Origin of the sequence: Aquabacterium sp. A7-Y (genome assembly GCF_026153205.1) — a bacterium.
GTDB lineage: Bacteria > Pseudomonadota > Gammaproteobacteria > Burkholderiales > Burkholderiaceae_C > Caldimonas.
Genome location: NZ_JAPFBW010000028.1, coordinates 47,578 through 73,081 on the forward strand (window position 1 = coordinate 47,578; position 25,504 = coordinate 73,081).

At 70.6% G+C, this 25,504-nt stretch carries 21 protein-coding genes; 7 read left to right on the forward strand and 14 right to left on the reverse strand.

Annotated elements, in window-relative coordinates; genetic code table 11:
• Positions 1–2: 2 nt before the first annotated feature.
• Genes treZ through glgA form a run of 3 tightly spaced genes read left to right on the forward strand, consistent with a single transcriptional unit; the run spans position 3 to position 8,425 of the window.
• The gene (gene treZ, locus OOT46_RS22550) at positions 3–1,838 is read left to right on the forward strand and encodes a malto-oligosyltrehalose trehalohydrolase (RefSeq protein ID WP_265405878.1); all 1,836 of its coding nucleotides are present in this window, start codon (positions 3–5) and stop codon (positions 1,836–1,838) included.
• Complete coding sequence (locus tag OOT46_RS22555) at positions 1,838–6,952, forward strand: malto-oligosyltrehalose synthase (protein WP_265405879.1); 5,115 nt, start codon at positions 1,838–1,840, stop codon at positions 6,950–6,952. Before treZ ends, OOT46_RS22555 begins: the two co-directional genes overlap by 1 nt.
• 27 nt (positions 6,953–6,979) lie before the next feature.
• Positions 6,980–8,425, forward strand: coding sequence for a glycogen synthase GlgA (glgA, locus tag OOT46_RS22560; protein WP_265405880.1), 1,446 nt, complete (start codon positions 6,980–6,982; stop codon positions 8,423–8,425).
• 18 nt (positions 8,426–8,443) lie between these two features.
• Here glgA and OOT46_RS22565 read toward each other — a convergent pair whose 3' ends face one another.
• The 7 genes from OOT46_RS22565 to mltG form a co-directional block, all read right to left on the reverse strand.
• Positions 8,444–8,695, reverse strand: coding sequence for a hypothetical protein (locus OOT46_RS22565; RefSeq protein WP_265405881.1), 252 nt, complete (start codon positions 8,693–8,695; stop codon positions 8,444–8,446).
• A 112-nt stretch (positions 8,696–8,807) separates the two neighbouring features.
• Complete coding sequence (locus tag OOT46_RS22570; RefSeq protein WP_265405882.1) at positions 8,808–9,491, reverse strand: ankyrin repeat domain-containing protein; 684 nt, start codon at positions 9,489–9,491, stop codon at positions 8,808–8,810.
• 108 nt (positions 9,492–9,599) lie between these two features.
• On the reverse strand, positions 9,600–10,391 hold the full coding sequence (locus OOT46_RS22575; protein WP_265405883.1) for a TatD family hydrolase: 792 nt from the start codon (positions 10,389–10,391) through the stop codon (positions 9,600–9,602).
• 81 nt (positions 10,392–10,472) lie between these two features.
• Entirely contained in the window at positions 10,473–10,874 is a 402-nt protein-coding gene (locus tag OOT46_RS22580; protein WP_265405884.1) for a PilZ domain-containing protein, read from the reverse strand.
• Positions 10,871–11,869: a DNA polymerase III subunit delta' gene (gene holB, locus OOT46_RS22585; RefSeq protein ID WP_265405885.1), complete on the reverse strand. Its 999-nt coding sequence runs from the start codon at positions 11,867–11,869 to the stop codon at positions 10,871–10,873. The genes OOT46_RS22580 and holB overlap by 4 nt, the downstream gene beginning before the upstream one ends.
• Positions 11,869–12,480, reverse strand: a complete 612-nt coding sequence (gene tmk, locus OOT46_RS22590; protein WP_265405886.1) for a dTMP kinase — start codon at positions 12,478–12,480, stop codon at positions 11,869–11,871. Before tmk ends, holB begins: the two co-directional genes overlap by 1 nt.
• 51 nt (positions 12,481–12,531) lie before the next feature.
• A complete protein-coding gene (mltG, locus tag OOT46_RS22595; protein WP_265405887.1) occupies positions 12,532–13,536 on the reverse strand; it encodes an endolytic transglycosylase MltG in 1,005 nt (334 codons plus the stop codon).
• A gap of 83 nt (positions 13,537–13,619) precedes the next feature.
• Between mltG and OOT46_RS22600 the strand changes: the two genes are divergently transcribed.
• The 3 genes from OOT46_RS22600 (at position 13,620) to OOT46_RS22610 (ending at position 15,844) form a co-directional block, all read left to right on the forward strand.
• Positions 13,620–14,591 (forward strand): YgfZ/GcvT domain-containing protein, encoded by a 972-nt coding sequence (locus tag OOT46_RS22600; RefSeq protein ID WP_265405888.1) that lies wholly within the window; start codon positions 13,620–13,622, stop codon positions 14,589–14,591.
• A gap of 69 nt (positions 14,592–14,660) precedes the next feature.
• A complete protein-coding gene (locus OOT46_RS22605) occupies positions 14,661–14,951 on the forward strand; it encodes a DUF4936 family protein (RefSeq protein WP_265405889.1) in 291 nt (96 codons plus the stop codon).
• A complete protein-coding gene (locus OOT46_RS22610; RefSeq protein WP_265405890.1) occupies positions 14,939–15,844 on the forward strand; it encodes an NRDE family protein in 906 nt (301 codons plus the stop codon). The genes OOT46_RS22605 and OOT46_RS22610 overlap by 13 nt, the downstream gene beginning before the upstream one ends.
• Before the next feature lie 12 nt (positions 15,845–15,856).
• Here the strand turns inward: OOT46_RS22610 and OOT46_RS22615 are convergent, their stop codons facing one another.
• The 3 genes from OOT46_RS22615 to OOT46_RS22625 are packed head-to-tail and all read right to left on the reverse strand — an operon-like array spanning position 15,857 to position 18,513.
• Positions 15,857–16,714 (reverse strand): YbgC/FadM family acyl-CoA thioesterase, encoded by an 858-nt coding sequence (locus tag OOT46_RS22615; RefSeq protein WP_265405891.1) that lies wholly within the window; start codon positions 16,712–16,714, stop codon positions 15,857–15,859.
• Complete coding sequence (locus OOT46_RS22620) at positions 16,701–17,621, reverse strand: alpha/beta hydrolase (RefSeq protein ID WP_265405913.1); 921 nt, start codon at positions 17,619–17,621, stop codon at positions 16,701–16,703. The genes OOT46_RS22615 and OOT46_RS22620 overlap by 14 nt, the downstream gene beginning before the upstream one ends.
• Positions 17,622–17,658: 37 nt before the next feature.
• A complete protein-coding gene (locus tag OOT46_RS22625; protein ID WP_265405892.1) occupies positions 17,659–18,513 on the reverse strand; it encodes a 2-keto-4-pentenoate hydratase in 855 nt (284 codons plus the stop codon).
• A gap of 100 nt (positions 18,514–18,613) precedes the next feature.
• On the opposite strand from OOT46_RS22625, the gene OOT46_RS22630 reads away from it, so the two are divergent.
• Positions 18,614–19,750, forward strand: coding sequence for an iron-containing alcohol dehydrogenase (locus OOT46_RS22630; protein WP_265405893.1), 1,137 nt, complete (start codon positions 18,614–18,616; stop codon positions 19,748–19,750).
• A 12-nt stretch (positions 19,751–19,762) separates the two neighbouring features.
• Here the strand turns inward: OOT46_RS22630 and OOT46_RS22635 are convergent, their stop codons facing one another.
• The 4 genes from OOT46_RS22635 to OOT46_RS22650 all read right to left on the reverse strand — a co-directional run bounded on the left by OOT46_RS22635 (position 19,763) and on the right by OOT46_RS22650 (position 25,414).
• On the reverse strand, positions 19,763–21,070 hold the full coding sequence (locus tag OOT46_RS22635) for a hemolysin family protein (RefSeq protein WP_265405894.1): 1,308 nt from the start codon (positions 21,068–21,070) through the stop codon (positions 19,763–19,765).
• Between the two features lie 111 nt (positions 21,071–21,181).
• Positions 21,182–22,288, reverse strand: coding sequence for a phospholipase (locus OOT46_RS22640; RefSeq protein WP_265405895.1), 1,107 nt, complete (start codon positions 22,286–22,288; stop codon positions 21,182–21,184).
• 120 nt (positions 22,289–22,408) lie between these two features.
• Positions 22,409–22,963 (reverse strand): superoxide dismutase family protein, encoded by a 555-nt coding sequence (locus tag OOT46_RS22645; protein ID WP_265405896.1) that lies wholly within the window; start codon positions 22,961–22,963, stop codon positions 22,409–22,411.
• Positions 22,964–23,074: 111 nt separating this feature from the next.
• The gene (locus OOT46_RS22650; RefSeq protein ID WP_265405914.1) at positions 23,075–25,414 is read right to left on the reverse strand and encodes a Tex family protein; all 2,340 of its coding nucleotides are present in this window, start codon (positions 25,412–25,414) and stop codon (positions 23,075–23,077) included.
• Between the last annotated feature and the right edge of the window lie 90 nt (positions 25,415–25,504).

The following is a 25,504-nucleotide window of genomic DNA, read 5'->3' on the forward strand; positions in this document are numbered from 1 at the left end:
GGATGCAACACGTACACGAGATGCCCTTCGGCGCTCGGCTGCGGCCGGAAGGCGGAGCGCAGTTCCGCCTCTGGGCCCCCGCGGCGCGCTCGGCGCGGCTGGTGCTACGCCACCCGACCAAGGACCCGGAGATCCTGGACGCCCATGCGCTGACCGATGGCTGGTACAGCGTGGTGGCGCCCGGCGCCGCGGCCGGCGATCTCTACCAGTGGGAGATCGATGGCGAGCTGCGCGTGCCCGACCCCGCGTCGCGCTTCAACCCCGAAGGTCCGCACGGACCCTGCCAGCTGTTCGACCCGGCCAAGTTCGACTGGGACACCGCGTGGAGCGGGCGCCCCTGGCACGAGGCGGTGATCTACGAACTGCATGTCGGCTGCTTCACGCCGGCCGGCACCTACGCAGCCGCCGAAGCCCAACTGCCCGCGCTGGCCCAGTTGGGCATCACGGCGGTGCAGCTGATGCCGCTCAACGGTTTCCCGGGGCGCTTCGGCTGGGGCTATGACGGCGTGCTGCCTTATGCGCCCCATGCCCCCTATGGCAGCCCTCAGGACCTCAAGCGTTTCATTCAGACGGCCCACCGACTCAACATGATGGTGTTCCTCGACGTGGTCTACAACCACTTCGGGCCGGATGGCAACTACCTGTCGCGCTACGCGCCACAGTTTTTCACCGACACCCACAAGACCGCCTGGGGCCCGGCGGTGAACTTCGACGCGCCGGGAAGCGAGACGGTGCGCGAGTTTTTCATCCACAACGCGCTGTACTGGCTGCAGGAATACCGCTTCGACGGGCTGCGCTTCGATGCCGTGCACGCGATGCTGGACAACAGCCGCCCCGACATCCTCGAGGCCATCTCGACCCGGGTGCGCGAGGCCCTCCCGGACCGCCACATCCACCTCGTGCTGGAGAACGACAGCAACGACGCGCGCCGGCTGGCGGCGCCGCGCACGCCGGGCCGCTACGAAGGCCAGTGGAACGGTGACTTCCACCACACCCTGCACGTGCTGCTGACCGACGAGCACGACGGCTACTACGCCGAGTACGACCGCCCGCTGGAGCAGCTGGCGCGCTGCCTGACCCACGGCTTCGCGCGTCAGGGCGGGCCGCACAACAGCGAGCATGCCGCGCCGCGCCAGGCGGCCGAAGGCAGCGTGCCGCTGAGCACCACGGTCAACTTCCTGCAGAACCACGACCAGATCGGCAACCGCGCCTTCGGCGAGCGGCTCACGCAGCTGGCCGACGACGCCTCGCTGAGGCTCGCCACCGCGGTCTGCCTGCTCTCGCCCACCCCGCCCTTGCTGTTCATGGGCGAGGAGTTCGGCGCGACCACTCCCTTCCTCTATTTCGCCGACTGGAGTGGCGAGCTGCGCGAGGCGGTGCAGCAAGGCCGACGCCGCGAGTTTGAGCACTTCCCGCGTTATGCCGAGGCGGCCCGGCGCGGCGATCTGCCCGACCCTTGCTCGATCGCCACCTTCGAGCGCAGCAAGCTGGACTGGGTCAGCGCGCAGGCGGTCGCGCACCGCGAATGGCGCAAGCTCTACGCCGAGCTGCTGGCGCTGAGGGCGCGCGCGATCACGCCGCAGCTGCCCGGCCTGCGCACCGGCGCCCACAGCGCCGAGATCGGCAGCGACGGCGCCTTGCGGGTGCGATGGCGCTTCGAAGGCAACGCCGCTCTGGAGATGCTGATCAATCCGCAGCACCGCAGCTGCCGGCTGGAGCAGCGTTCTCAGCCGCGTGGCATGGACGACGCGTCCCTGCTTTACAGCCTGGGTGACGTGGTGGCCGACTCGCTCAGCCCCTGGGCCGGGCGCTGGTACTGGGGGCACGAGGTGAGTTGATGGATACACGGACGCAGGAGGCCCTGGAACAACTGTGCGAGCGGGTCGGTCTGGCCACCCGCTACCTCGATTGCTGGAACCGCGAGCAGCAGGTGCCCGCGGAGACCTTGCGGGCGCTGCTGCAGGCGCTCGGCCATTCGGCCGGCAGCGACGAGGCGGTCCGCCACAGCCTCACCCATGTGGTCGAGGCGGAAGCCGGCGCGCTGCTGCCGCCGGTGCTGGTGCTGCTGCAAGGCAACGGCCAGCGCCTGGAACTGCACCTGCCCGAGGGACGCCGGCTGGCGTGGCAACTCGAGGCCGAGAACGGCGAGCGCCTGCAGGGCGAACTCGACCGACAGTCCTGGCTGCGCCTGCCCGAAGGCCTGCCGCTCGGCTACCACGAGCTGCGCCTGAGCCAGGACGGCGAGCCGCTGGCGCGCACCACCGTGATCGTCTGTCCCGAGCGCTGCTGGCGGCCACCCGCCATCGAGGCGGGCGAGCGCCTGTGGGGCTTGTGCGTGCAGCTGTATGCCCTGCGCTCGTCGCGCAACTGGGGCATCGGCGACTTCTCGGACCTGCAGCAGCTGCTGCAGACCGCCGCCGCGCTGGGCGCCTCTTTCGTCGGCCTCAACCCGCTGCATGCGCTGTTCCTGCATGCGCCGCATCAGGCCAGCCCCTACAGCCCGTCCAACCGCTGCCTGCTGAACGTGCTCTACCTGGACGTGGAGGCGATCGACGGCTATGCCGAGTGCGAAGCCGCGGCCCGGCACGTGCAGTCGCAGGCCTTCCAGCAGCGACTGCAGGCGCTGCGCGAGAGCCCGCTGGTCGACTACCCCGGGGTGGCCGCGGTCAAGCTGGAGGTGCTGGAGCGGCTGTATGCCCACTTCCGTGCGGTCGCCTTGAGCCGTGGCAGCGAGGAGGCCCTGGCCTTCCGCGGCTTCCAGCAGGAGCGCGGCCCCTTGCTGCGGCACCAAGCCTTGTTCGAGGCGCTGCAGGCCCATTTCCACCGCCAGGACCCCGCGATGTGGGGCTGGCCGGCCTGGCCCGAGGCCTTCCGAGACCGCGGCAGCGAGGCCGTTGCGGCCTTCGAGGCCGAGCAGATCGAGCGCGTCGAGTTTTATGAATACCTGCAATGGCAGGCCGACGTCCAGCTGCAGGCCGCCGCCACACGGGCCGAGCAGCTGGGCATGGCGCTGGGCCTGTACCGCGACCTCGCGGTCGGCTCCAATGAAGGCGGCGCGGAAACCTGGTCGTCGCCGGGGCTGTATGCCGGCGGCGTGCATGTCGGCGCTCCGCCCGACGAACTCAACCCTGGTGGCCAGGACTGGGGCCTGCCGCCGCCGCGCCCCGATGCGCTGCGCCAGGCGGCCTACCAGCCCTTCGTGCAGACGCTGCGCTCCAACATGCGCTCGGCCGGCGCGCTGCGGCTGGACCATGTGATGGCACTGCGGCGGCTGTTCTGGATCCCCTCGGGCCGCGAGGGAGGCGCCTATGTGCACTACCGCATCGACGAGCTGATGGCCATCGTCGCGCTCGAGAGCGTGCGCCAGCGCTGCCTGGTGATCGGCGAGGACCTGGGCACCGTGCCGCCCGAGGTGCAGCAAGCGATGCAGCGCTTCGGCGTGTTTTCCTACTGTCCGCTCTACTTCGCGCATGACGAGTCCGGCGGCTTCCGCAGCCCCGCGGCGTGGAAGTCCGAGGCCTTGGCCGTGGCCGGCACCCACGACCTGCCCACCTTGCGCGGCTTCTGGCGCGGCGAGGACATCGCCCTGCGGCGGCGCCTCGGGCTCTATCCCAGCGAGACCGCCTTCAGCCGCCACAGCGTGGATCGGGCGGCCGACCGCACGCGGCTGCTGCTGGCGCTGGAGGCCGAAGGCCTGCAGCCTCCCGGCGAGGCCGCGCGTCCGGCGGCGGCCGAGCCGACGCCTGAGCTGACCGCCGCCGTCTACGAGCTGCTCGGGCGTACCGCGTCGCAGCTGGTGGGCGTGCAGCTGGAGGACGTGCTGCTGCAGCTCGAGCAGGTCAACCTGCCCGGCACCACCGAGGAGCGCTGGCCCAACTGGCGCCGCAAACTCGAAGTGGGGCTGGAGCAGCTGGGCCATGACTGGCGCCTGCTGGCGGTGGCCGGCGCGCTGAGCCGCTCGCGCAAGCAGCCCGCCGCCGCGGCGGCGGCCGCGCTGCCCGCGCTGGAGACCGCGCTGGTGCCGCGCGCCACCTACCGGCTGCAGCTGCACAGCGGCTTCAGCTTTGAACAGGCGCGCGAGATCGTGCCCTACCTGGACGCGCTCGGTGCCAGCCACCTCTACAGCTCCTCCTACCTCAAGGCGCGCGCCGGCAGCACGCACGGCTACGACATCGTCGACCACAACGCGCTCAACCCGGAGATCGGCAGCGAGCAGGATTTCGAGCGGCTCTGCGCCAGCCTCACAGAGCGCGGCATGCACCAGCTGCTGGACATCGTGCCCAACCACATGGGCGTGCTGCAGGCCGATAACGCCTGGTGGCTGGACGTGCTGGAACACGGCCCCGCCTCGGAACATGCCGAGACCTTCGACATCGATTGGCAGCCGCCCGCGCCCGAGCTGGCCGGCCGCGTGCTGCTGCCGGTGCTCGGCGGGCCCTACGGCGAGGTGCTGGAGCGCGGCGAGCTGAGGCTGTCCTTCGACGCCGAACGCGGCGAGTTCCGGCTCGGCTATTACGACCACCGCTTCCCCATCGATCCGCGCGACTACGGTCGTATTGTCCGCGGCGTGCCGGCGCCACCGCCGCAGGACACAACCCAGGCCGAGGCCTTGCACGCCGTCGAGTCGCTGCTGGACGCTTTCGGCCGCCTGCCCGACCGCAACGACACACGGCCCGAGGCGCGCGCCACGCGGCATCGTGACCAGGCGCTGCTCAAGCGGCAACTGGCCGAGCGCAGCCGCGCGTGGTCCTGGTTCGCGACCTGGATAGAAGCGAGCGTGCGGGAACTCAACGGCCAGCCGGGCCAGGCGTCGAGCTTCGACGCGCTGGATGCGCTGATCCGCCGCCAGGCCTACCGGCTGGCCTACTGGCGCGTGGCCGGCGACGAGGTCAACTACCGACGCTTTTTTGACATCAACACGCTGGCGGCCGTGCGCATGGAGCGCGAGTCGGTGTTCGAAGCCAGCCACCGCACGCTGCTGCGCTGGCTCGCCGAGGGCCGCATTGCGGGCCTGCGCATCGACCACCCCGACGGGCTGGCCGATCCGTGCGGCTACTTCACGCGCCTGCAGGCCCATCACGCAGCGCTGCAGCGGCCTGCCGAAGGTGAGTCGCCGCGCGCGCTCTATCTGGTGATCGAGAAGATCCTCGCGGAGCACGAGCGCTGGCCCGCCAGCTGGCCGGTGCACGGCGACACCGGCTATCGTTTCGCCAACCAGGTGAACGGCCTGTTCGTCGATGGCCGCGCCGCGGCCGACTTCGACCGGCTCTACGCTGCTTTCATCGGCACGCCCCTGGACTTCGACGAACTGCTCTACGCCGCCAAGCGCGCCATCATCGAGACCTCGCTGGCGGCCGACCTGCAGATGCTGACCGACGCCGCCCACCGCATCTGCCAGCGCGACCGGCGCGCCCGCGACTTCACGCGCAACGCGCTGAAAGCTGCGTTGACCGAGCTGGCCGCCGCTTTCCCGGTCTACCGCACCTACATCGGCGAGGGTGAGGTCGACCCGATCGACCGCGAACACCTGGACTGGGCCACCGCGACGGCCCGCCGACGCAGCAGCGAAGCCGCCGCCGCGACCCTGGACCACCTGCGCGAACTGATGCTGCACGCCGGCACCGAGCCCGACCCGCAGCAGCGCAGCGCCCTGCTCGCCTTCGTCACGCGTTTTCAGCAGTTCACCGCGCCGGTGATGGCCAAGGCCATGGAGGACACCGCCTTCTACCGCTACCACCGGCTGGTCTCGCTCAACGACGTCGGCGGCGACCCGCGCCAGTTCGGCACCACGGTGGCGGCCTTCCACGTCGCCAACCAGACCCGCGCGCGCTTCATGCCCCACACCCTGCTGGGCAGCTCCACGCACGACAGCAAGCGCTCGGAAGACCTGCGCGCGCGCATCGACGTGCTGAGCGAGCTGCCCGGGCTCTGGGAAGAGACGCTGCAACGCTGGCGCGCGCTGGCCGAACGCCAGCTGCCTTCACTCGACGGCGGGCAGGCGCCCGACGCCAACGACCAGTACCTGTTGTACCAGACCCTGTTCGGCGTCTGGCCCCTGCAGACGCCCGACGCCGCGCAGCTCGAGGCGCTGCGCGAGCGGGTGCAGGCCTACATGCAGAAGGCGGTGCGTGAAGCCAAGCAGCACACCAGCTGGATCGATCCGAACCCGGACTACGAAGCCGGCCTGGAGCGTTTCATCGACGCCCTGCTGCGCCAGCCCGCGCCCAACCCCTTCCTTGGCGAGCTGCAGTCCTTCGTGCAGGCGCTGGCGCCTTTCGGCTGCTACAACAGCCTCAGCCTGGTGGCCTTGAAACTCACGTCGCCCGGGGTGCCGGACATCTACCAGGGCTGCGAGACCTGGAACTTCAGTCTGGTCGACCCCGACAACCGCCGCCCGGTCGACTTCGCCGGCTTGCAGGCCGCCCTCGAAGGCTTGCAAGGCCTGTGCGCTCCAGCCGGCACGCCGGAGCCGCTGGCCGCGCTGCCGGACGCCGCGCTGGCGCAGCTGCGTCGGGAGCTGGCCGACGGTCGCCTCAAGCTGCTGCTGACCTGGCGCCTGCTGCAGCTGCGCCGCCGCGAGCCCGAGCTGTTCGAGCGCGGGCGCTACCAGCCGCTGGAGGCGCGCGGCCCGGCAGCCGAGCACCTCGTCGCCTTCTGCCGCGAGCGCGGCAGGGCGGCCTGCATCACGATCGCGACACGCCTGCTGCACCGACTCAGCGGAGGACGGCCGCAAGCACTCGGCGATGCCGCCACCTGGGAGGACACCGCGCTGCTGCTGCCGGCCGGCTTCCAGGGCCGCCGCTGGCGCGACGCCATCACCGGCCGCACGGTCGAGGCTGCAGGCCAGGACGGAGGCCTGCCGCTGGCGACCTTGCTGTCAGCGTTGCCGGTGGCGGTGCTGGTGCCCGACGACAGGTCCGGCCCGTTACCGGCCCCGGACCGCGTCCCCTGACCTTGTTTCCAAGCTCCTGCCCCTCGCATGCCGCAGTCCCTCAAGATCCTTTTCGTCACACCCGAATGCGCCCCCTGGGTGAAAACCGGCGGCCTCGGCGACGTCAGCGCGGCGCTGCCGCGCGCACTCGCCGAGCACGGCCACGACGTCAAGCTGCTGATGCCGGCCTATCCCGGCCTGCGCCAGCTGGCGCGCGATGCCGAGATCCTCGGTGCGCGACCCGGCGACGGCCCCTTCCCGCCGGCGCGCCTGCTGGGCGCCGGCCGGCACGGCGGCGTCGAGCTGCTGCTGCTCGACTGCCCGGGCTACTACGACCGCCCCGGCGGTCCGTATGACGACAGTGGCGGCGACAACGCGCTGCGTTTCGGCCTGCTGTCCCGCGTCGCCGCCGAGCTGGGCTGCGACACCTCGCCGTGGCCCCACTGGCGGCCCGAGCTGCTGCATTGCAATGACTGGCCGACCGGCCTGGCGCCTGCCTGGCTGCGCGTGCTGCCGGGCCGCACGGCGCGCAGCGTGATGACCATACACAACCTCGCCTTCCAGGGCCTGTTCCCGCTCGGACGGGCCCACGAGCTGGGGCTGCCCGGTGACTGGCTGGGCCCGCATGCGGTGGAGTACTGGGGGCAGATCTCTTTCCTCAAGGCCGGCATCAACTTCTCGGACGCGGTGACCGCGGTGAGCCCGACCTATGCTCGCGAGATCCAGCAGGAAACCCACGGCTGCGGCTTCGACGGCATCCTGCGCGACCGCGCCGGGCGCTTGTGCGGCATCCTCAACGGCATCGACACCTCGGTCTGGGACCCGGCCGACGACCCCCACCTCGCCCAGGGCTACGACGCCGGTCGGCTGGACGCCAAGGCCGTCAACAAGACGGCCTTGCAGCGCCGTCTCGGCCTGGCCGAGGCAGCGCATGCGCCGCTGTTCGGGCTGGTCAGCCGGCTGACCGAGCAGAAGGGCATCGACCTGGTGCTCGAGGTGCTGCCCTGGCTGCTCTCGCAGGGCGCCCAGCTGGCGGTACTGGGCCAGGGCGATCCGGTGCTGGAGCAGCGCCTGCAGGAGGCCGCTGCCGCACAGCCTCGGCAGGTGGCGGTGCAGATCGGTTTCGACGAGGCGCTGGCTCACCAGATCGAGGCCGGCTCGGACGCCTACCTGATGCCCTCGCGCTTCGAGCCCTGCGGGCTCAACCAGATGTACAGCCAGGCCTACGGCACGCCACCGGTGGTGCGTGCCACCGGCGGCCTGGCCGACACGGTGGTCGACCAGTCGGCCGCGCCGGCGCGAGGCACCGGCTTCTGTTTCAGGGAGCCGTCGGCGCCAGCCTTTCAGGCCTGCCTGGAGCGCGTGCTGGACGCCTGGCACGAGCCCGCCGGCTGGCGGATGTTGCAGCAGCGCTGCATGGCGCAGCCCTTGGACTGGAGAGACAGGGCGCAGCAGTACGTCGACGTGTATCGCGAACTGCTGGCCACGAACTGAAGGAGATCAGGAGCGGGCTCAGGCTTGCGGGTCGGCGGCCGGGTGGGCGGTGTCGATCTCGATGTCGACCTCCGTCTCGGGCTCGGCATCGATGGCCTTGTCGAAGGCCGCCGCATCGCGCTGCTGCAGGTTGGCCAGCAGCGGCTTGTCCAGCGGACGGCAGACCCGCCGTTTCAGGCGGCCCAGGCGCTCGGAACTCTCGATCGCGCTGAACACGGCTTCGGGGTTCAGCATCAGGGCGAAGGGGTCGGCGGGCAGTTGGGTTTGCATGACGGGTGCTCCTGGGTGGAGGGTGGGCATGCATCGAACTGTAGGCGTCCACGGCTCGGCGGGGTAGTCGGCCCCTCGCCAAACAGGGGTCGGAATCCGCCTGACAACTTCCCTACTTCGCTCCCGACGGTGTCGCTGTGTCGCGGCTTCCGGTGTTGTAGGTGCGCTCGTGGGCCTCGATCACCCGGGCCAGTTCTTCGCGCCCTACGCTGCGCGCGAAATCGGCCGCGCTCAGGCCTTTCTCGTTGCGCATGGTCGGGTCGGCCCCGGCGTCCAGCAGGGCCCGCGCGGCCTCCTCGGTGCCGTAGCGGGCCGCCATCATCAGCGGCGTGGTGTGGTTGGGCGATTGGGCATCGATGAAGGCGTGGTGCTCCAGCAGCAGCGCGATGACGGGCACTTTGCCACCGCTGGCCGCGTAGTGCAGCGGCGTCCAGCCCGGCTTGTTGACGTCCGCGTCGTGTGCGATCAGGCGCTCGCACCACGCCAGCTCCCCCTTGAGCGCGGCCATCATCAGCGGCGACTCGCCCACGCCGTTCAGGCGGTTGACATCGATGCCCGGGTGCGACAACAGGGCTTCGGCCACCTTCGGCGAAGGCTCCTGCAAGGCCAGCAGCAGGCCGACCCGGCCTTCGGGATCGACCGTGTTGGGATCGAAACCCCGGTTCAGGAGCCGCACGATGCTGCGCGCGTCATTGCGCTTGATCGCCTGGAAATAATCTTCGTAGGAGCCCGCAGCAGCGCAGGAAACCCCAGTCGCCAGAACTACTTGCAGAACATTCTTGAGAAATCGCTTCATTTTTTGCACCTTTCCCTGCACGGTTGGAATACACCGAAAAATAAGGGCAAGATCAAGTGCTTAGGTTGGATTCTGAAAGAAGAACCCGAACTGCGCTCGCACGGCTTTTCACCCGGCCGCAGGTGTCGGCAGACCGAACAGGCGTTCGAAATTCCGGCTCGTCGCCTCCGCCACCGCCTCGACCGACAGGCCCTTGAGTTCGGCGATCTGCCGCGCGACAAAAGGCACGTAGGAGGGGTTGTTGGTCTTGCCCCGGTAGGGCGCCGGCGCCAGGTAGGGGCTGTCGGTCTCGATCAGGCAGCGCTCCAGCGGCACCTGCCGCGCCACCTCACGCAGCTCGGCGGCGTTCTTGAAGGTGAGGATGCCTGAGAAGGAGATGTAGAAGCCGAGCGAGAGTGCCGCATCGGCCACCTGCTGGGTCTCGGTGAAACAGTGGAACACACCGCCCACCTGCCCCTGGCCCTCTTCGCGCAGGATCGCCACGGTGTCGTCGGAGGCCTGGCGGGTGTGGATCACGAGCGGCTTGCCGAGGGCCCGGGCCGCCCGGATGTGGACCCGGAAGCGCTCGCGCTGCCACTCCATGTCGGCAAGGCTGCGGCCGTTGAGTCGGTAGTAGTCGAGGCCGGTCTCGCCGATGGCAACGACCTTGTCGCGCGACCCCAGTTCGATCAGGCCGTCCAGCGTGGGCTCCGCGACATCCTCGTTGTCCGGGTGCACGCCGGCGCTGGCCCAGAAGTTGTCGTAGCGCCGGGCCAGGGCATGCACCGCCTCGAACTCCTCCAGGGTGGTGCAGATGCACAGGGCCCGGTCGACCTGGGCCGCCTGCATCGCGGTGCGGATGGCCTCGAGGTTCTCGGCCAGTTCGGGGAAGCTGAGGTGGCAGTGGGAGTCGACGAACATTGTGAGGAAAAGGCGGGGCAAAACAAAACAGGCGCCTAGCCTACACCGGCTGGCGCCTCGGACCCCCGGGCGGGGCGATGTTCAGAGCGTCTGGGTGGGTTTGGCCGACTGGATCGCGGTGCCCAGCAGTTCCTCGATGCGCACCTTCAGCAGGCGCGACTTCTCGTCGCTGGGGAAACGCACGCCGACGCCCTGGGTGCGGCCGCCGGAGGCATTGGCCGGGGTGATCCAGGCGACCTTGCCGGCCACCGGGTAGCGCTGCGGATCCTCGGGCAGCGACAGCAGCAGGTAGATGTCCTCGCCCAGCTTGTAGTCGCGGGTGGTCGGCACGAACAGCCCGCCGTCGGCGAACACCGAGATGTAGGCCGCGTAGAGCGCGCCCTTCTCGCGGAATACCAGCTGGATGACGCTCGGGCGTGCCGGCGCTCCGGCCGCGGCGGGAGCGCCGCCCGCAGGGGCGGGACGAAGGCTGGTTTCACTCATGCGGCGGAGTGTAAGGCGCGCCGCGCCTGCCCAACAAGCGCGTCCAGCATCAGCCCGGCGTTCCAGGCGTGCTCTTCGTGACGTGCTGCACGTCGCAGCTCGGCGCCCCAGGCCGTGAGGCCGGCAAGCCCCGCGCGCAGGCCTTTGAAGGATGCGGCCGGAAAATAGCGCGGCTGCGCCCCCACGGTGACGCACAAGGCGTCGTGGCAGACCTTCTGCAAGGTCTCCACGGCCAGCGGCACCGGCCAGCCCGACAGCGCGGCGGCCTCGCCGGCCGCCAGGCGCCCCGGCAGTTCCTGCCAGGCCGCCGCGTTCAGCCCCTGCCGGACCAGCTGCTGCGCCGCCAGCGGGTACTGCCCGGCGGCCGCCAGCAGCACGTCGGCGCCGGCCAGCCCTTGCGCCTGCAGCCACTCGCGCGCCATCGCCTCGGCGGGCGGCGCCAGGCGCATCAGCTGGCAGCGACTGCGGATGGTCGGCAGCAAGGCCTCGATGGCTTCGCTGCTGAGGACAAAACGGGCCTGCCCGGGCGGCTCCTCCAGGGTCTTCAGCAAGGTGTTGGCCGAGATCGTGTTCATGCGCTCGGCCGGGTGCACCAGCACCACCTTGGCCACCCCGCGCGAGGAGGTCTGCTGGGCGAACTCCACCGCGCGCCGCAGCGCCTCGACCTTGATCTCCTTGCTGGGCTTGGCCTTGCTCGCCTTGGCCTTGGCCGTCTCGACCTCCGCGTCGCCGAGCGACCAGCCCAGCTCTTCCTGCAGCGCCTCGGGCAGCAACACCAGCAAGTCGGGATGGGTGCGCGCCTGCACCAGCTTGCAACTGCTGCACTCGCCGCAAGGCTGGCGCGGCGCCTTGGGTGGCGCCTCGCACAGCCAGGCCTGGGCCAAGGCCAACGCCAGCTCGAACTGGCCGATGCCCGGAGGGCCGGCCAGCAGCACCGCATGGCCGCGCTGCGAGGCCAGCAGCTCGCGCAGGGGCGCCTCGAACCAGGGCAGCATCACCAACCTCGCCGCACCAGGGCGGCCTCCAGCTGGGCCGCGACGCCGGCGCGGTCGAGCGCGGCGTCGAGGCGGACAAAACGATGCGGGTCCGCGTCGGCGCGGGCGCGGTAGCCGTCGGCAACGCGGCGGAAGAACTCGCTCGGCTGCTGCTCGAAGCGGTCCGGCACACGGGCTCCCGCCAGACGCTCGGCCGCCACCTCCGGCGGCAGGTCGAACCACAGCGTCAGGTCGGGCTGGCGGCCCTGCTGCACCCAGCCCTCGAGCTCGGCCAGCACGCCGGCATCGAAACCGCGGCCGGCCCCCTGGTAGGCGAAGGTGGCGTCGGTGAAGCGGTCGCACAGGACCACCTGGCCGCGCGCCAGGGCCGGCTCGATGACCTGCTGCAGGTGGTCGCGGCGGGCGGCGAAGATCAGGAGGACCTCGGTCAGCGGGTCCATCGGCTGGTGCAGCACCAGCTCGCGCAGGCTCTCGGCCAGCGGGGTGCCACCGGGCTCGCGGGTCAGCACGACGTCGCGGCCGGCGGCGCGCAGCCGTGCCGCGAGCGTCTCGATGTGGGTGGACTTGCCGGCGCCGTCTATGCCCTCGAAGGTGATGAAAAAGCCGCTCATGGCGTCGCGCTACTGCTCGGGTTGTTGTGCTGGAACTGCGAGAGACAACCGTCAGCGCTTGCGCTGGAACTGGTCGACCGCCCGATTATGCGCGGGCAGGTCGTCGCTGAAGACGCTGCTGCCGTCGCCGCGGGCGACGAAATACAGCGCCTTGGTGTCGGCCGGTTGCACGGCCGCGAGCAAAGAGGCCTTGCCGGGCATCGCGATCGGCGTCGGCGGCAGGCCGCCGCGGAGATAGGTGTTGTAGGGCGTGTCGGCCTGCAGGTCGCGCTTGCGCAGGTTGCCGTCGAAGCGCTCGCCCAGGCCGTAGATCACCGTCGGGTCGGTCTGCAGCGGCATGCCGGTGCGCAGGCGGTTGTTGAACACCCCGCTGACCATCGCGCGGTCGGTCGACAGCCCGGTCTCCTTCTCGACGATGGAGGCCAGGATCAGCGCCTCGTCGGGCGTTTTCACGCTGGCTCGGGGCCCGCGCGCACCCCAGGCCTCGGCGAGCTTGCGCTCCATCGCGCGGTAGGCCCGCTGCATCACCGCCATGTCGCTGCTGCCCTTGCTGTAGGCATAGGTGTCGGGGAAAAACCGGCCCTCCGGGTGGCGCTCGGGCGCGCCCAGCGCGGCCATGATCTCGGCATCGCTGAGGGTCGCGGTGGTGGGCTTGAGGCCCGGCGCACGCGCGAGTTCGGCGCGGAACTGGCGGAAGGTCCAGCCCTCGATCAGCTTGACCGTCGCGAGCGTCTCGTCGCCCCGCACCATCTTGCGCAGCAGCTCGCGCGGTGTCGTGCCCGGCCCGATCTCGTAGCTGCCGGCGCGGATGCTGCGCGACTGCCCCGACCAGCGGAACCACTCATACAGCGCCAGCGCCGGCGTCTGCACGCCGGCCGCGACCCAGCCTTCGGCGATCTGGCGTGGTTTCATGCCGCTCTCGACGGAAAACTCGACCGAGGGCGAGGACAGGGGCAGCGGCTCGTGCAGCCACCACAGCGCGGCCCCGCCGACAAGCGCGGTGAGCAGCACCGCGAGCAGCAGGAGGACGCCCAGCAGGCGTTTCAGCAGACGCATGGCAGTGGATCCGGTGGGAGGGCGGAAGGCCGAGAGGTGACCCTGGCCTTATCCGGTGAACGGGGGCTGATCATAATGGAGGCATGAATACCGATAGCTCCATCCAGACCTCCGAAACGCCCGTCGAGGGTGCTGCCGTCTTGAGCCACTGGGGACTCATCGCGGTGGACGGCGCGGACGCCGCGTCTTTCCTGCACAGCCAGCTGACCCAGGATTTCGCGCTGCTCGGACCGGCCGAGGCGAGGCTGGCGGGCCTGTGTTCGCCCAAGGGCCGGCTGATGTTCAGTTTTGTCGGCTGGAAGGAGTCGGCCGAGCGGGTGCTGCTGGCCCTGCCCAGGGAGCAACTGCCGGCAGCGCAGAAGCGGCTGTCGATGTTCGTCCTGCGCGCCAAGGCCAAGCTCAGCGACGCGACCGCGACGCGGCAGCTGCTGGGTCTGGCCGGCGCGGCCGCGCGTGACTGGCTGGGCGAGCGTGCCCCGGCCGCGGTCTGGGGCCGCCATGCCGACGCCGACACCAGCATCGTGCGCCTGCCCGACGCGGCCGGCCAGCCTCGCTACCTGTGGGTGCAGCCGGCCGACGCCGGGTCGGCTGCGGAGCAGGCCCTGCCCGCGCTGCCGCTGGCGAGCTGGCAGTGGCTGGAGGTGCAAAGCGGGGTGCCGACCATCCTGCCCGCGACGATGGAGCAGTTCGTGCCGCAGATGGTCAACCTCGAAGCGGTCGGCGGCGTGAGCTTCAAGAAAGGCTGCTACCCGGGCCAGGAAGTGGTGGCGCGCAGCCAGTACCGCGGCACGCTCAAGCGCCGCGGCTTCCTGCTGCGTGCCGGCGTGCCGGCCGAGCCCGGCCAGGAGATCTTCCACAGCGCCGACCCCGGCCAGCCGGCCGGTCTGGTGGCCAACGCCGCCGCGGTGCCGGCGGGCCGCGGCGAGCCGGCCTGGGACCTGTTCGCCGAGCTCAAGCTGGCGGCGGCCGAAGCGGGCAGCCTGCACCTGGGCAGCGCCGACGGCCCGCCGCTGACCCTGCTGCCCCTGCCCTACAGCCTGCCCACCGAAAGCTGAGCCGGGCGTGACTTCCTCCCCCCCGGCGGCCTCGCCGGCTCCGCATTAGTTCACGTCCGGGCTCCCGAGGTGCGCCGCCTTTTCATCTACTATCGAATCGCCTCCGCCGACGCCGCCCTAGCGCTGCGTGCGGCCGGGGCGATGCAAGACGCGCTGCGCGCGCGCCATCCCGGCCTGCAGGCCGAGCTGTGGCGCCGCCCTCAAGAGAAAGACGGCGTGCAGACCTGGATGGAGATTTATATGCAGGCAGAGGGAGTGGGCCCGGTGCTGGAGGCGGAGATCGCCGCGGCGGCAGAGGCGCTGTCGCCCTGGCTGCAGGGGCCGCGGCACACGGAGGTGTTCGTGCCATGTGCCTGGTAGCCTTCGCTGTCGACGCGAGCCGGCGCTTCCCGCTGGTGGTGGCGTCCAACCGTGACGAGTACTTCGACCGGCCGGCCGCACGGCTGGCCTGGTGGACGCCCACCGGCGGCGGCCCCGAGATCCTGGGCGGCCGCGACCTCAAGGGCGGCGGCACCTGGATGGGCCTGACCCAGCAGGGCCGCTTCGCGCTCGTGACCAATGTGCGCAACCCCTCCGACCTCGACCCCGGCGCCCCTTCGCGCGGCGAGATCGTGCCGCTGTGGCTGCGGGGTGACCTGCCGATGGATCGCTACTGGATGCAGGTGGGCCTGTCCGGCTACAACGGCTTCAACGTGCTGGCGGCCGACTTCCGGCAGGGCGAGTGTTTCTGGGGTTCCAACCGGGAGCGTTTTCCAAAGCGCCTGGAGCGCGGCGTCTACGGCCTGTCCAATGCTTCGCTGGACACCCCCTGGCCCAAGGTCGAGCGGCTCAAGCAGCACATGCGCTCCGCGCTGCGCGAGGCCGAGACGGCCGATGCGCTGGCCGAGCGGCTCTTCGAGGCGCTGGGCGACCGCACCGAGATCGCCGACGAGTTCCTGCCCCACACGGGCGTGTCGGTCGAGTGGGAACGCTGGCTGTCGCCGGCCTTCATCCGCACGCCGGACGGCCGTTACGGCACACGCTGCTCCACCGTGGTCATCACCGAGCGGATCCGACGCCGGCTGGTCACCCACGTCATCGAGCGCAGCTTCACCGCGGCCAAGGGGCCGGGCGTGGCCCTGCTGCGGCGCTCGATGCTCAAGCACTGGCCGCCGCTGGCGAATGGCCGGGAGGAAACCGCCGCGGCCAGCGTGATGGTGTCCGGCCCGGCCGCGGCCCATGCCACCGCTGCAAGGGCGACGAAGCCGGCTTGAAACCGCCTCCCGCTACAGGACCTTGACCATCTCCACGTGCGGGATGCCAAGCTCCTCGTACTGCGGCCCGCGCGTGGCGAAGCCGGCCTGCAGGTAAAACGAGGTCGCCGAGAGCTGCGCATGCAGCACCGCCTCCCGATAGCCCTGCCGTCGGGCCGCCTGCATCAAGGCGTCGAGCACCGCCCTGCCCGCTCCACCGCCGCGCATGGTGCGGCGCGTCGCCATGCGGCCGATCTTCGCGACTCCCGGCACGTGCTCCATCAGCCGCCCGGTCGCCAGCGGCATGCCGAGGCGGTTGTAGGCCACCGCCTGCACGCAGGCCAGGTCGGCCTCGTCCCACTCCATCTCGGCGGGGATGCGCTGCTCGTCGACGTAGACCTCCTTGCGCACCAGGCGGGCGTCGTCGCCCAGCGTGTCCCAGCCGCCGACACGCACCTCCAGCATCGACTGCCCTGCCTCGTAGGCTGCCAGCGCCGCGCGCAGCTCCTCGGGCACGCGCATCGCGGACCGCGCCACCGGGTCGGCATAGACATACACCAGCTCGCCGCTGACCAGCAACTCGTCCTGCCGGAACACGCCGGCCTGGAACAGCATCGAGGAGTTGCCGACCCGCTCGCAGCGGATGCCGACGTCGAGCTGGTCGTCGTACTGCGCCGACGCGTGGTATTCGAGCGTCGCCTTCTTCACGTAGAGGTCGCCGCCGAAGGACTCCAACGCCTGCGGGTACGGCAAGGCCAGCGCGCGCCAGTAGTCGGAGATCGCGGTGTCGACGTACATCAGGTAGTGGCCGTTGAAGACGATCTTCTGGGCATCCACCTCGGCCCAGCGCACCCGCAGCCGGTACAGGAAACGGAAATCAGCGCGCACCATCGAACAAGGCCTCCTTCAACACCCTGCCGGCGGCCGCATGGGCCTCCAGCGCCTCGGGAATGGCCCGGCCCATCTTGATGAAGTCGTGTGTCACGCCCTTGTACAGGTCGAGCGACACCGGGACACCCGCCAGCCGCAGCCGGTCCGCGTAGGCCAGGCCTTCGTCGACCAGCGGGTCGCACTCGGCCAGGCAGACCCAGGCCGGCGCGAGGCCTTCGAGGTCCTCGGCATGCAGCGGCGCGAATCGCCAGTCCTTGCGATGGTGGTGGTCGATGTACTGATCGAAGAACCAGTCGATCGCGGGCCGCTCCAGCACGAAGCCGGTGGCGAACAGCACATGCGAGGCGGTGTCCTGGTGGGCGCTGGCGCCCGGCGTGATCAGCAGCTGCAAGGCCAGCGGCAGGCCGGCGTCGCGCGCCAGGATGGCGCAGACCGTCGCCAGCGTGCCGCCGGCGCTGTCGCCGCCGACCGCGAGGCGGCTCGTGTCCAGCCCCAGCGCGTCGCCGCTGTCGCGCAGCCGGCGCAGCGCCGCCCAGCTGTCGTCCACCGCGGTCGGAAAGCGGTGCTCGGGCGCCAGCCGGTAGTCCAGCGACACCACCGCGGCACCGCTGAGCAAGGCCAGCTGGCGGCACAGGCTGTCGTGCGTCTCGAGGCCGCCTATCGTGAAGCCGCCGCCGTGCAGGTAGAGCAGCACCGGCAGCCGCTCGTGCGAAGCCGCATAGAGCCGCGCCGGCAGCGGGGTACCGTCGTCGGCATCGAGCTCGATGTCCTGCACGCGCGCCAGCGGAGCGCGCGGCAGGTCGAGGATCTCGGCCGCCGCCACATAGGCCTCGCGAGCCTGCTGCGGCGACAGCGTGTAGTACGGGGGGCGCTTGGCGCGCTGGATGCGATCGATCACGCCCGACATCCGGGGCGTCAGCAAGGACGACGTCACGACTACCTCTTCAACGGAAGCTCACGCCGACCTCGGGCGTGCCTTCCAGGCCTTCATACACCACCTTGACCGCGAGCCCGGGCCGCGGCGGCAGCAACTTCGAAAACGAACCCAGGCTCAGCAGGTCGCCGGCCTGCAGGCGCCGGCCGCTCTTCTGCAGGTCCTGCGCCAGCCACAGCACCGCGCGCAGCGGGTGCCCCATCAGGTCGGCGCCGCGGCCGCGGTCCAGCTCCTTGCCCTCGCCGTCGAGGACCTTGACGGTCATCGCGGCGAGTTGGTCCACCATCGCGGGCGTGGCCTTCAGCGGCTCGCCCATCACGCCCCAGCGCGCCCCGACATTGATGTAGGTGATGCCGGCCCCGTCCAGCTGGGTCGGGTCCTGCACCACCAGGTCGGGCAGCTCGATGAAGGGAATCACCGCATCGAGGTGCTGCATCACCTGGGCCGGCGTGCGCGCCTGGTGGATGGCCGGGCTCTTCACGCGCACCAGCAGGTCGGCCTCGAACAGCGGCCGGGCGCCGAACTTGGCCGGGAACTGCGCACCGTGCGGCAGCAGCATGGCGGAGAACAGCGTGCCGCGCACCGGGCTGTCGTGGCGGAAGCGCTTCTGCACTGCGGGATGGGTCAGACCGGCCTTGTAGCCGGCACGCCGGCCCAGCTGCTGTTCCAGGAAGGCCACCACCTTGTCACGCCCGCACTCGGCATCGGCGGGGCTCATCGCCGGCGGGTTGTCGACCGGCTCCAGCGCCAGGTAGCGCGACACCAGCCGGGCCGCCTCCAGGTCCGACGGACAGGCGGCCGGAGCGCCGGCGGCGAGCGTCGCGAGGGCCAGCGCCGCGATCCCTTGCTTGAGCGATGGGTTCATGGTGTCTCCGGATGTCCGCGGGAAAGAAGGCAAGCATACTGGCCTTCGCCCCGCCCGTGTGCCTGCGCCCGGCACCGCCGAGAACCCCTCGCATCCTCCCATGGCCCTCATCAACTACCTGACCCAGATCCAGTTCGACTTCGGCGCGGTGGCGCTGCTGCCGCAGGAATGCGAGCGCCTCGGCCTGCGCCGCCCGCTGATCGTCACCGACGCCGGCGTGCGCGCCGCCGGCGTGCTGCAGAAGGCGCTCGATGCGCTGCGTGAACTGCCCTGCGCCGTGTACGACGGCACGCCCTCCAACCCGACCGAGGCGGCGGTGCGCGCAGCGCACGCGGTTTACCGGCGCGAGCGCTGCGACGGGCTGGTGGCGGTTGGCGGCGGCTCCAGCATCGACCTCGCCAAGGGCGTCGCGATCGCGGCCAGCCATCCCGGGCCGCTCACGACCTACGCGACCATCGAAGGCGGCAGCGGCCGCATCACCGCCGAAGCGGCCCCGCTGATCGCCGTGCCCACCACCGCCGGCACCGGCAGCGAGGTGGCGCGCGGCGCGATCCTCATCGTCGACGACGGCCGCAAGCTCGGCTTCCACTCCTGGCACCTGCTGCCGAAAGCCGCAATCTGCGACCCGGAGCTGACCCTCGGCCTGCCGCCTACCCTGACCGCGGCCACCGGCATGGATGCCATCGCGCACTGCATCGAGACCTTCATGTCGGCCGCCTTCAACCCGCCGGCGGACGGCATCGCGCTCGACGGCCTCGAGCGCGGCTGGGCCCATATCGAGCGGGCCACCCGCAACGGCAGCGACCGCGAAGCGCGGCGCCAGATGATGAGCGCCTCGATGCAGGGCGCGCTGGCCTTCCAGAAAGGCCTGGGCTGCGTGCACAGCCTGAGCCACAGCCTGGGTGGCGCCAACCCGCGGCTGCACCACGGCTCGCTCAACGCGGTGTTCCTGCCGGCGGTGCTGCGCTTCAACGCCGAGGCCGAGCCGGTGCGGCGCGAGCGGCGTCTGGACCGCATGGCGCAGGCGATGGGACTGCGCTCGGGCAGCGAGATCCCCGACGCGATCCGCGCGATGAACGCCCGCCTGGGCCTGCCCGGCGGGCTGGCCGCGATGGGGGTGGATCCGGTGCTGTTCGGCAAGGTGATCGACGGCGCCCTGGCCGACCACTGCCACAAGACCAACCCGCGGCTGGCCAGCGCCGACGACTACCGTGCGATGCTGCAGGCGTCGATGTGAAAAAACCGGCGCTCAGGCCGCTGCGGCCGGCAGCCGCGTCACCATCACCTGGTCGATGCGGTAGCTGTCGACGTCCATCACCTCGAACTTGTAGCCGCCCCAGCTGACACTGTCGGTGCGGCGCGGGATGCGCCGCAGCATCACCATCAGGAAGCCCGCCAGCGTGTCGTACTGTCCCTGGTGCGGCAGCTCGTCGAGGTCGATCGCGCGCATCACGTCGACGATGGGCGTGACCCCGTCGATCAGCCACGAGCCGTCCTCGCGACGCACGATCTGGTCCTCGTCGTGCGGCGAGACCAGGCTGCCCATCACGGTGGACATCACGTCGTTGAGCGTGATCACGCCGACCACCAGGCTGTATTCGTTGACGATGACGGCGAAGTCCTCGTGGGCCTGGCGGAACTGGCCCAGCATCTCGGACAGCGTGATGCGGTCGGGCACCATCAGCACCTTGTGCAGCAGGCCCTCGGCGGCCTCGCCCTGCAGCGAGATCGGCTCGCCCTTGAGCACACGCTGAAACAGGTCGGCGGCGTCCACGTAACCCACCACCTCGTCGATGGTGGTGTTGCAGACCAGGTAGGTCGAATGGGGCTCGGCGGCAATGCGGGCGCGGATCTCCTCCTCCGGATCGTCGACCAGGAAGTACACGATACGCTCGCGCGAGGTCATCGAGCTCTCCACCGTGCGCACGTCGAGCTCGAACACGTTGGCGATGACCTGCTGCTCCTGCGCCAGCAGCAGCCCGGCCTGGGCGCCGGCCTCGGTGAGGGCCAGGATGTCGTCGTGGGTGATGCGGTCGTCGCGCTTCGCGGGCAGCCCCAGCAGCTTGAACAACACGTTGGCCAGGCTGTTGAAGACCCAGACCACCGGCTTGAGCAGCGCTGCCCACCACAGCATGGGGGTGACGACGCGGATGGCGACCTGCTCGGGCTGGGTCATGCCGACCCGCTTGGGGAAGAGGTCGGCGAACAGGATGAACAGCGAGGTGACGATCAGGAAGGACAGGAGGAAACCGGCCGTGTGGGCGGTGTCGGCGTCGGTCACGTGCAGCAGCAGCGACTCCAGGTGCGGCGTCAGCGTGCCTTCGCCGACGATGCCGCCCAGGATGGCGACCGCGTTGAGGCCGATCTGCACCACCGTGAAGTAGTTGCCCGGCTGCTCCTGGATCTCGATGACACGCTGGGCGCGCGCCTCGCCCTCGTCCGCCATCTGGCGCAGCCGCAGGCGCCGGGCCGCGGCCAGGGAAATTTCGGCGATGGAGAAGTAGGCGCTGGTGCCGATCAGCAGCGCGATGACGATCAAGCTCGAAGTCAGGCCCATGAGTGTCCGCTCCCCCGGCGTTCTGAGTGGCGGGTTGAGCGGCTAGTGTAAGCAGCTTGGGGCCTCGACGCCGTCGGCCCGGCTCCGACGCGGGGACGGCATCGCCCCTGCCTACAAGGCCTTCACGGCATCGGCCGGGGCACCCCGGGCCAGCCAGTCGGCCCACTCGTCGCCCAGGCGCTCGCTCTCGGCCAGCGCGCGGGTCCAGTCGCGCACCCGGCCGGCGTGGTCGGCGCCATAGGCGGCGAAGTCCTTGCGGTCGGGCAGCTTGGCGTTGGGCAGGCCCTGGACCCAGCTCGCGCGCGGCGCGAGCACGATGACGTTGTCGAGATAGGCGGTGGCGCGGTGCCGCGAGCGCCAGGCCTTGTCGAGCCAGCCGGGCACCAGCGACTGCTGGAAATGGGGGTACAGCACCAGGCCGCCGCACTCCTCGGCCTGGGCCTGCGCGGCGTCGACCAGCGAGCTGTAGTTCCAGTGCAGGTGGTAGTCGGTGATGCCGCCGTCCCAGTAGGCGCCCGGCGGGCCGCCCGGGATGTCGTGCACCGCCTTGAGCACGAAAGGGATCGAGCAGGACGCCAGCAGGGCAGGCTGGAAGTTGTCGGCCCGCAGCTCGACCTTGCGGTGGCGCAGGTCGTCGAGCCGGATCGGCAGCGCCTCGCCCGGGGTCGAGAACACCACCCGCTCCAGCCAGGCACTCAGGGCCTTGCGGCTGGCCGCATTGCTCAGCATCGCGCCCAGGTAGCCCAGCGGCGTGCGCCAGCGCCCTTCCCGTCCCAGCACGTGGCGCCCGCGCGAGGTCACGATGTGCAGCCGATAGCGCGGATGGGCCAGCAGGCGCTCGACCTGGCCGTCGAAAAACTCGTGCAGTTGCTGGGAGAAGCGCCGACTCACCTGCTCGGCGCTGGGCAGCTTGCGGCCCGGCTCGAGCTCGTAGCGCTCATTGATGTAGCCGCTCGCCAGGTTCTCGAAACCCTGCACCGGGTCGGGCAAGGCGCCGGTCGCCATGCGCCAGGCGCCGATGGACGCGCCGACCAGGTGCACCGTGTGCGAGGCGCCGGCGAGGAAACTGCCGAAGATCTGGCGATCGAGGTGGCTCAGGATCAGGCCCTTGGGCCCGCCCGCGGCGCCGGCGACGACGCGGATGTCGCGCGGCTGGAGGCCGTGCCCGCGCAGGCGTTCGAGCGCGCGCGGGCCGGCGTAGATCTGTAGTGCTTGCATACGGCCAATGGAAGGCTGCCGCCCCGACCCGGCGGGCGGCGGCAGCAGCAGGCCTCCATTATCGAAGCAGTGGGCCCGGCCTGCTGTTCAACGTGCGACAGGCCGGTGCCGCCCGGGGCCTCAGCCCTTGGCAATGACCGCGCAGGCCAGCCGCGCGCCGGCATTGCCGACCGGCTGCGAGCGGTAGTCGTCGGGCTTGGCGTGCACGATCAGGCCGCGGCCGATGATGTCGGTCGCGCCGCTGCCCACGGCCATGCCGCTGACGTGGAAGGTCGCCGTGGCGACGCCGTTGGCGTCGGCCTTGAGGTTCGGCATGTCGCCGGCGTGGTGCTCCGGGCCGTTTTCCTGGCCGTGCGGCTTGCCCAGCGGGTTGAAGTGGCCGCCGGCGCTCAGGGCGTCGGGACTGGAGCAGTCGCCTTTTTCATGCACATGGAAGCCATGTTCCTGGTTGGGCGCGAGGCCGCTGATCTTGGCCGTGACCATCACGTGGTCGCCGTGCTGCTCGAAGGTGACGCTGCCGCTGGTGAGGTTGCCCGCGGTGGGCTTCAGCTCGGCCACGGCCCTGGCCGGCGCGGCCGAGGTCGGCGTGGCCGAGGTTGGCGCGGCGCAGGCGGCCAGGGTGGCGATGGCGGCCAGCGCGAGCGAGCCCAGGGTCAGGCGGTTTCGGGTTTGCATGGGAGAGGCCCTCCTTGATTGGATGTTGAATCCGAGATGGTGCCACGAGCGCCGCAAACCGTCTCGCCGCCGGGCCGCCAAGGGCAACGGGATGTTGCCCCCGGCCGGGCCTCAGCGCTTGCCCTGCAGCTTCGCGAAGGCCGCCGCCATCGCGGACTGCGCCGCCGGCTGGGGCGCGCCGCGGCCGCCGCCGGGCCGCTCGTTGCGGCCCGCCGGGCGGTAGCTGTTGTCGGCGGCGCCGCCGCTGGCGCCGCGGGGCGCGGCCGCATCCAGCTTCATCGTCAGCGAGATGCGCTTGCGGGCCAGGTCGACCTCCAGCACCTTGACCTTGACGATGTCGCCGGTCTTGACGACCTCGCGCGCGTCGTTCACGAACTTGTTCGACAACTGGCTCACATGGACCAGGCCGTCCTGGTGCACACCCAGGTCGACGAAGGCGCCGAACTGCGCGACGTTGCTGACGGTGCCTTCCAGGATCATGCCCGGCTGCAGGTCCTTCAGGTCTTCGACGCCTTCGTTGAAGCGCGCCACCTTGAAGTCGGGGCGCGGGTCGCGGCCCGGCTTCTCCAGCTCGGCCAGGATGTCCTTGACCGTGATGGCACCGAACTTCTCGTCGGCGAAGGCCTCCGGCTTGAGGGAACGCAGCACGTCGGCCCGGCCGATCACCTCGGTGATGGGACGGCCCACGCTGCTGAGCATCTTCTCGACCACCGGATAGGTCTCCGGGTGCACCCCCGACATGTCCAGCGGGTTGTCGCCGCCGCGGATGCGCAGGAAGCCCGCCGCCTGCTCGAAGGTCTTGGGGCCCAGGCCGGAGACGTCGAGCAGCTGCTTGCGGCTGCGGAAGGCGCCGTTGGCGTCGCGCCAGCGCACGATGCTGGCCGCGACCGTGTTGCTGAGGCCCGAGACCCGCGACAGCAGCGGCGCCGAAGCGGTGTTCAGGTCCACGCCGACGGAGTTGACGCAGTCCTCGATGATGGTGTCCAGGCTGCGCGCCAGCTCGCTCTGGTTGACGTCGTGCTGGTACTGGCCCACACCGATGCTCTTGGGCTCGATCTTGACCAGCTCGGCCAGCGGGTCCTGGACGCGGCGCGCGATGCTGACGGCGCCGCGCAGGCTGACGTCGAGCTCGGGCAGTTCCTTGCTGGCGTATTCGGAGGCCGAGTAGACCGAGGCGCCGGCCTCGCTGACCACCACCTTCTCGATCTCCGTCCCGGGCGCCAGCTGCTGGATGCGCTTGATCAGGTCACCGGCCAGCTTGTCGGTCTCGCGGCTGGCGGTGCCGTTGCCGATCGCGATCAGGTTGACGCCGTGGGTCGCGCACAGGCGGCCCAGCGTGTGGATGGAGCCGTCCCAGTCCTTGCGCGGCTCGTGCGGGTAGACGGTGTTGGTGTCCAGCACCTTGCCGGTCTCGTCGACCACCGCCACTTTGACGCCGGTGCGGATGCCCGGGTCCAGGCCCATCACGACCCGCTTGCCGGCCGGTGCCGCGAGCAGCAGGTCGCGCAGGTTCTCGGCGAACACCTTGATCGCGACCTTCTCGGCCTCCTCGCGCAGGCGGGCGAACAGGTCGCGCTCCAGGCTGAGGCTGAGCTTGACCTTCCAGGTCCATGCGATGGCCTTGCGGATCAGCTCGTCCGCCGGGCGCTTGGTATGGCTCCAGCCCAGATGGCGGGCGATGCGGCCCTCGGCCAGGCTGGGCTGGCCGGGCACGAGCTCTTCGTCCAGCACCAGCTTCGCGTCCAGGAACTCCTGGGTGCGGCCGCGGAACACCGCCAGCGCGCGGTGCGAGGGCACGGTGCGGATCGGCTCCGCGTAGTCGAAGTAGTCGCGGAACTTGGCGACGTCGGGGTTGTTCTGGTCCTTGCCGTCCATCAGCCTGGACTGGAACAGGCCCTCCTCCCAGAGCCACTCGCGCAGCTTGCCGACCAGTGCGGCGTCTTCGGCCCAGCGCTCGGAGAGGATGTCCCGCACGCCGTCGAGCACCGCGAAGGGGTCGGCGAAACCGGCCTCGGCATTGACGAAGGCGGCGGCCTCGGCGGCCGGGTCGAGGGTGGGGTCAGCGAACAGCTTGTCGGCGAGCGGCTCGATGCCCGCCTCGCGGGCGATCATGCCCTTGGTGCGGCGCTTGGGCTTGTAGGGCAGGTAGAGGTCTTCCAGCTCCTGCTTGGTGGGCGCCGCCTCGACGGCGGCGCGCAACTCGGGCGTCAGCTTGCCCTGCTCCTCGATGCTCTTGAGCACCGCCTCGCGACGCTCCTCCAGCTCGCGCAGGTAGGTCAGGCGTGTTTCGAGTTCACGCAACTGGACGTCGTCGAGCCCGTCGGTGGCTTCCTTGCGATAGCGCGCGATGAAGGGCACGGTGGCCCCCCCGTCGAGCAGTTCGACCGCGGCGTTGACTTGGGCGGGGCGGACCTTGAGCTCCGCGGCAATCTGAAGAAGGATCTTGTCCAGCACTTTTGGGTTCAGGTCGGGCTAGAAAGGGGGGCAGTTTGCCATAGGCGGCGGGACGGTCCGTAAGCGAAGTCCCCGCCACCGTGCCAT

What these genes read in the sequence shown, in the direction of transcription:
- treZ (WP_265405878.1), top strand. Translation starts at nt 3, where the DNA reads ATGCAACACGTACACGAGATGCCCTTCGGCGCTCGGCTGCGGCCGGAA.
- OOT46_RS22555 (WP_265405879.1), top strand. Translation starts at nt 1,838, where the DNA reads ATGGATACACGGACGCAGGAGGCCCTGGAACAACTGTGCGAGCGGGTC.
- glgA (WP_265405880.1), top strand. Translation starts at nt 6,980, where the DNA reads ATGCCGCAGTCCCTCAAGATCCTTTTCGTCACACCCGAATGCGCCCCC.
- OOT46_RS22565 (WP_265405881.1), bottom strand. Translation starts at nt 8,695, where the DNA reads ATGCAAACCCAACTGCCCGCCGACCCCTTCGCCCTGATGCTGAACCCC.
- OOT46_RS22570 (WP_265405882.1), bottom strand. Translation starts at nt 9,491, where the DNA reads ATGAAGCGATTTCTCAAGAATGTTCTGCAAGTAGTTCTGGCGACTGGG.
- OOT46_RS22575 (WP_265405883.1), bottom strand. Translation starts at nt 10,391, where the DNA reads ATGTTCGTCGACTCCCACTGCCACCTCAGCTTCCCCGAACTGGCCGAG.
- OOT46_RS22580 (WP_265405884.1), bottom strand. Translation starts at nt 10,874, where the DNA reads ATGAGTGAAACCAGCCTTCGTCCCGCCCCTGCGGGCGGCGCTCCCGCC.
- holB (WP_265405885.1), bottom strand. Translation starts at nt 11,869, where the DNA reads ATGCTGCCCTGGTTCGAGGCGCCCCTGCGCGAGCTGCTGGCCTCGCAG.
- tmk (WP_265405886.1), bottom strand. Translation starts at nt 12,480, where the DNA reads ATGAGCGGCTTTTTCATCACCTTCGAGGGCATAGACGGCGCCGGCAAG.
- mltG (WP_265405887.1), bottom strand. Translation starts at nt 13,536, where the DNA reads ATGCGTCTGCTGAAACGCCTGCTGGGCGTCCTCCTGCTGCTCGCGGTG.
- OOT46_RS22600 (WP_265405888.1), top strand. Translation starts at nt 13,620, where the DNA reads ATGAATACCGATAGCTCCATCCAGACCTCCGAAACGCCCGTCGAGGGT.
- OOT46_RS22610 (WP_265405890.1), top strand. Translation starts at nt 14,939, where the DNA reads ATGTGCCTGGTAGCCTTCGCTGTCGACGCGAGCCGGCGCTTCCCGCTG.
- OOT46_RS22615 (WP_265405891.1), bottom strand. Translation starts at nt 16,714, where the DNA reads ATGGTGCGCGCTGATTTCCGTTTCCTGTACCGGCTGCGGGTGCGCTGG.
- OOT46_RS22620 (WP_265405913.1), bottom strand. Translation starts at nt 17,621, where the DNA reads ATGTCGGGCGTGATCGATCGCATCCAGCGCGCCAAGCGCCCCCCGTAC.
- OOT46_RS22625 (WP_265405892.1), bottom strand. Translation starts at nt 18,513, where the DNA reads ATGAACCCATCGCTCAAGCAAGGGATCGCGGCGCTGGCCCTCGCGACG.
- OOT46_RS22630 (WP_265405893.1), top strand. Translation starts at nt 18,614, where the DNA reads ATGGCCCTCATCAACTACCTGACCCAGATCCAGTTCGACTTCGGCGCG.
- OOT46_RS22635 (WP_265405894.1), bottom strand. Translation starts at nt 21,070, where the DNA reads ATGGGCCTGACTTCGAGCTTGATCGTCATCGCGCTGCTGATCGGCACC.
- OOT46_RS22640 (WP_265405895.1), bottom strand. Translation starts at nt 22,288, where the DNA reads ATGCAAGCACTACAGATCTACGCCGGCCCGCGCGCGCTCGAACGCCTG.
- OOT46_RS22645 (WP_265405896.1), bottom strand. Translation starts at nt 22,963, where the DNA reads ATGCAAACCCGAAACCGCCTGACCCTGGGCTCGCTCGCGCTGGCCGCC.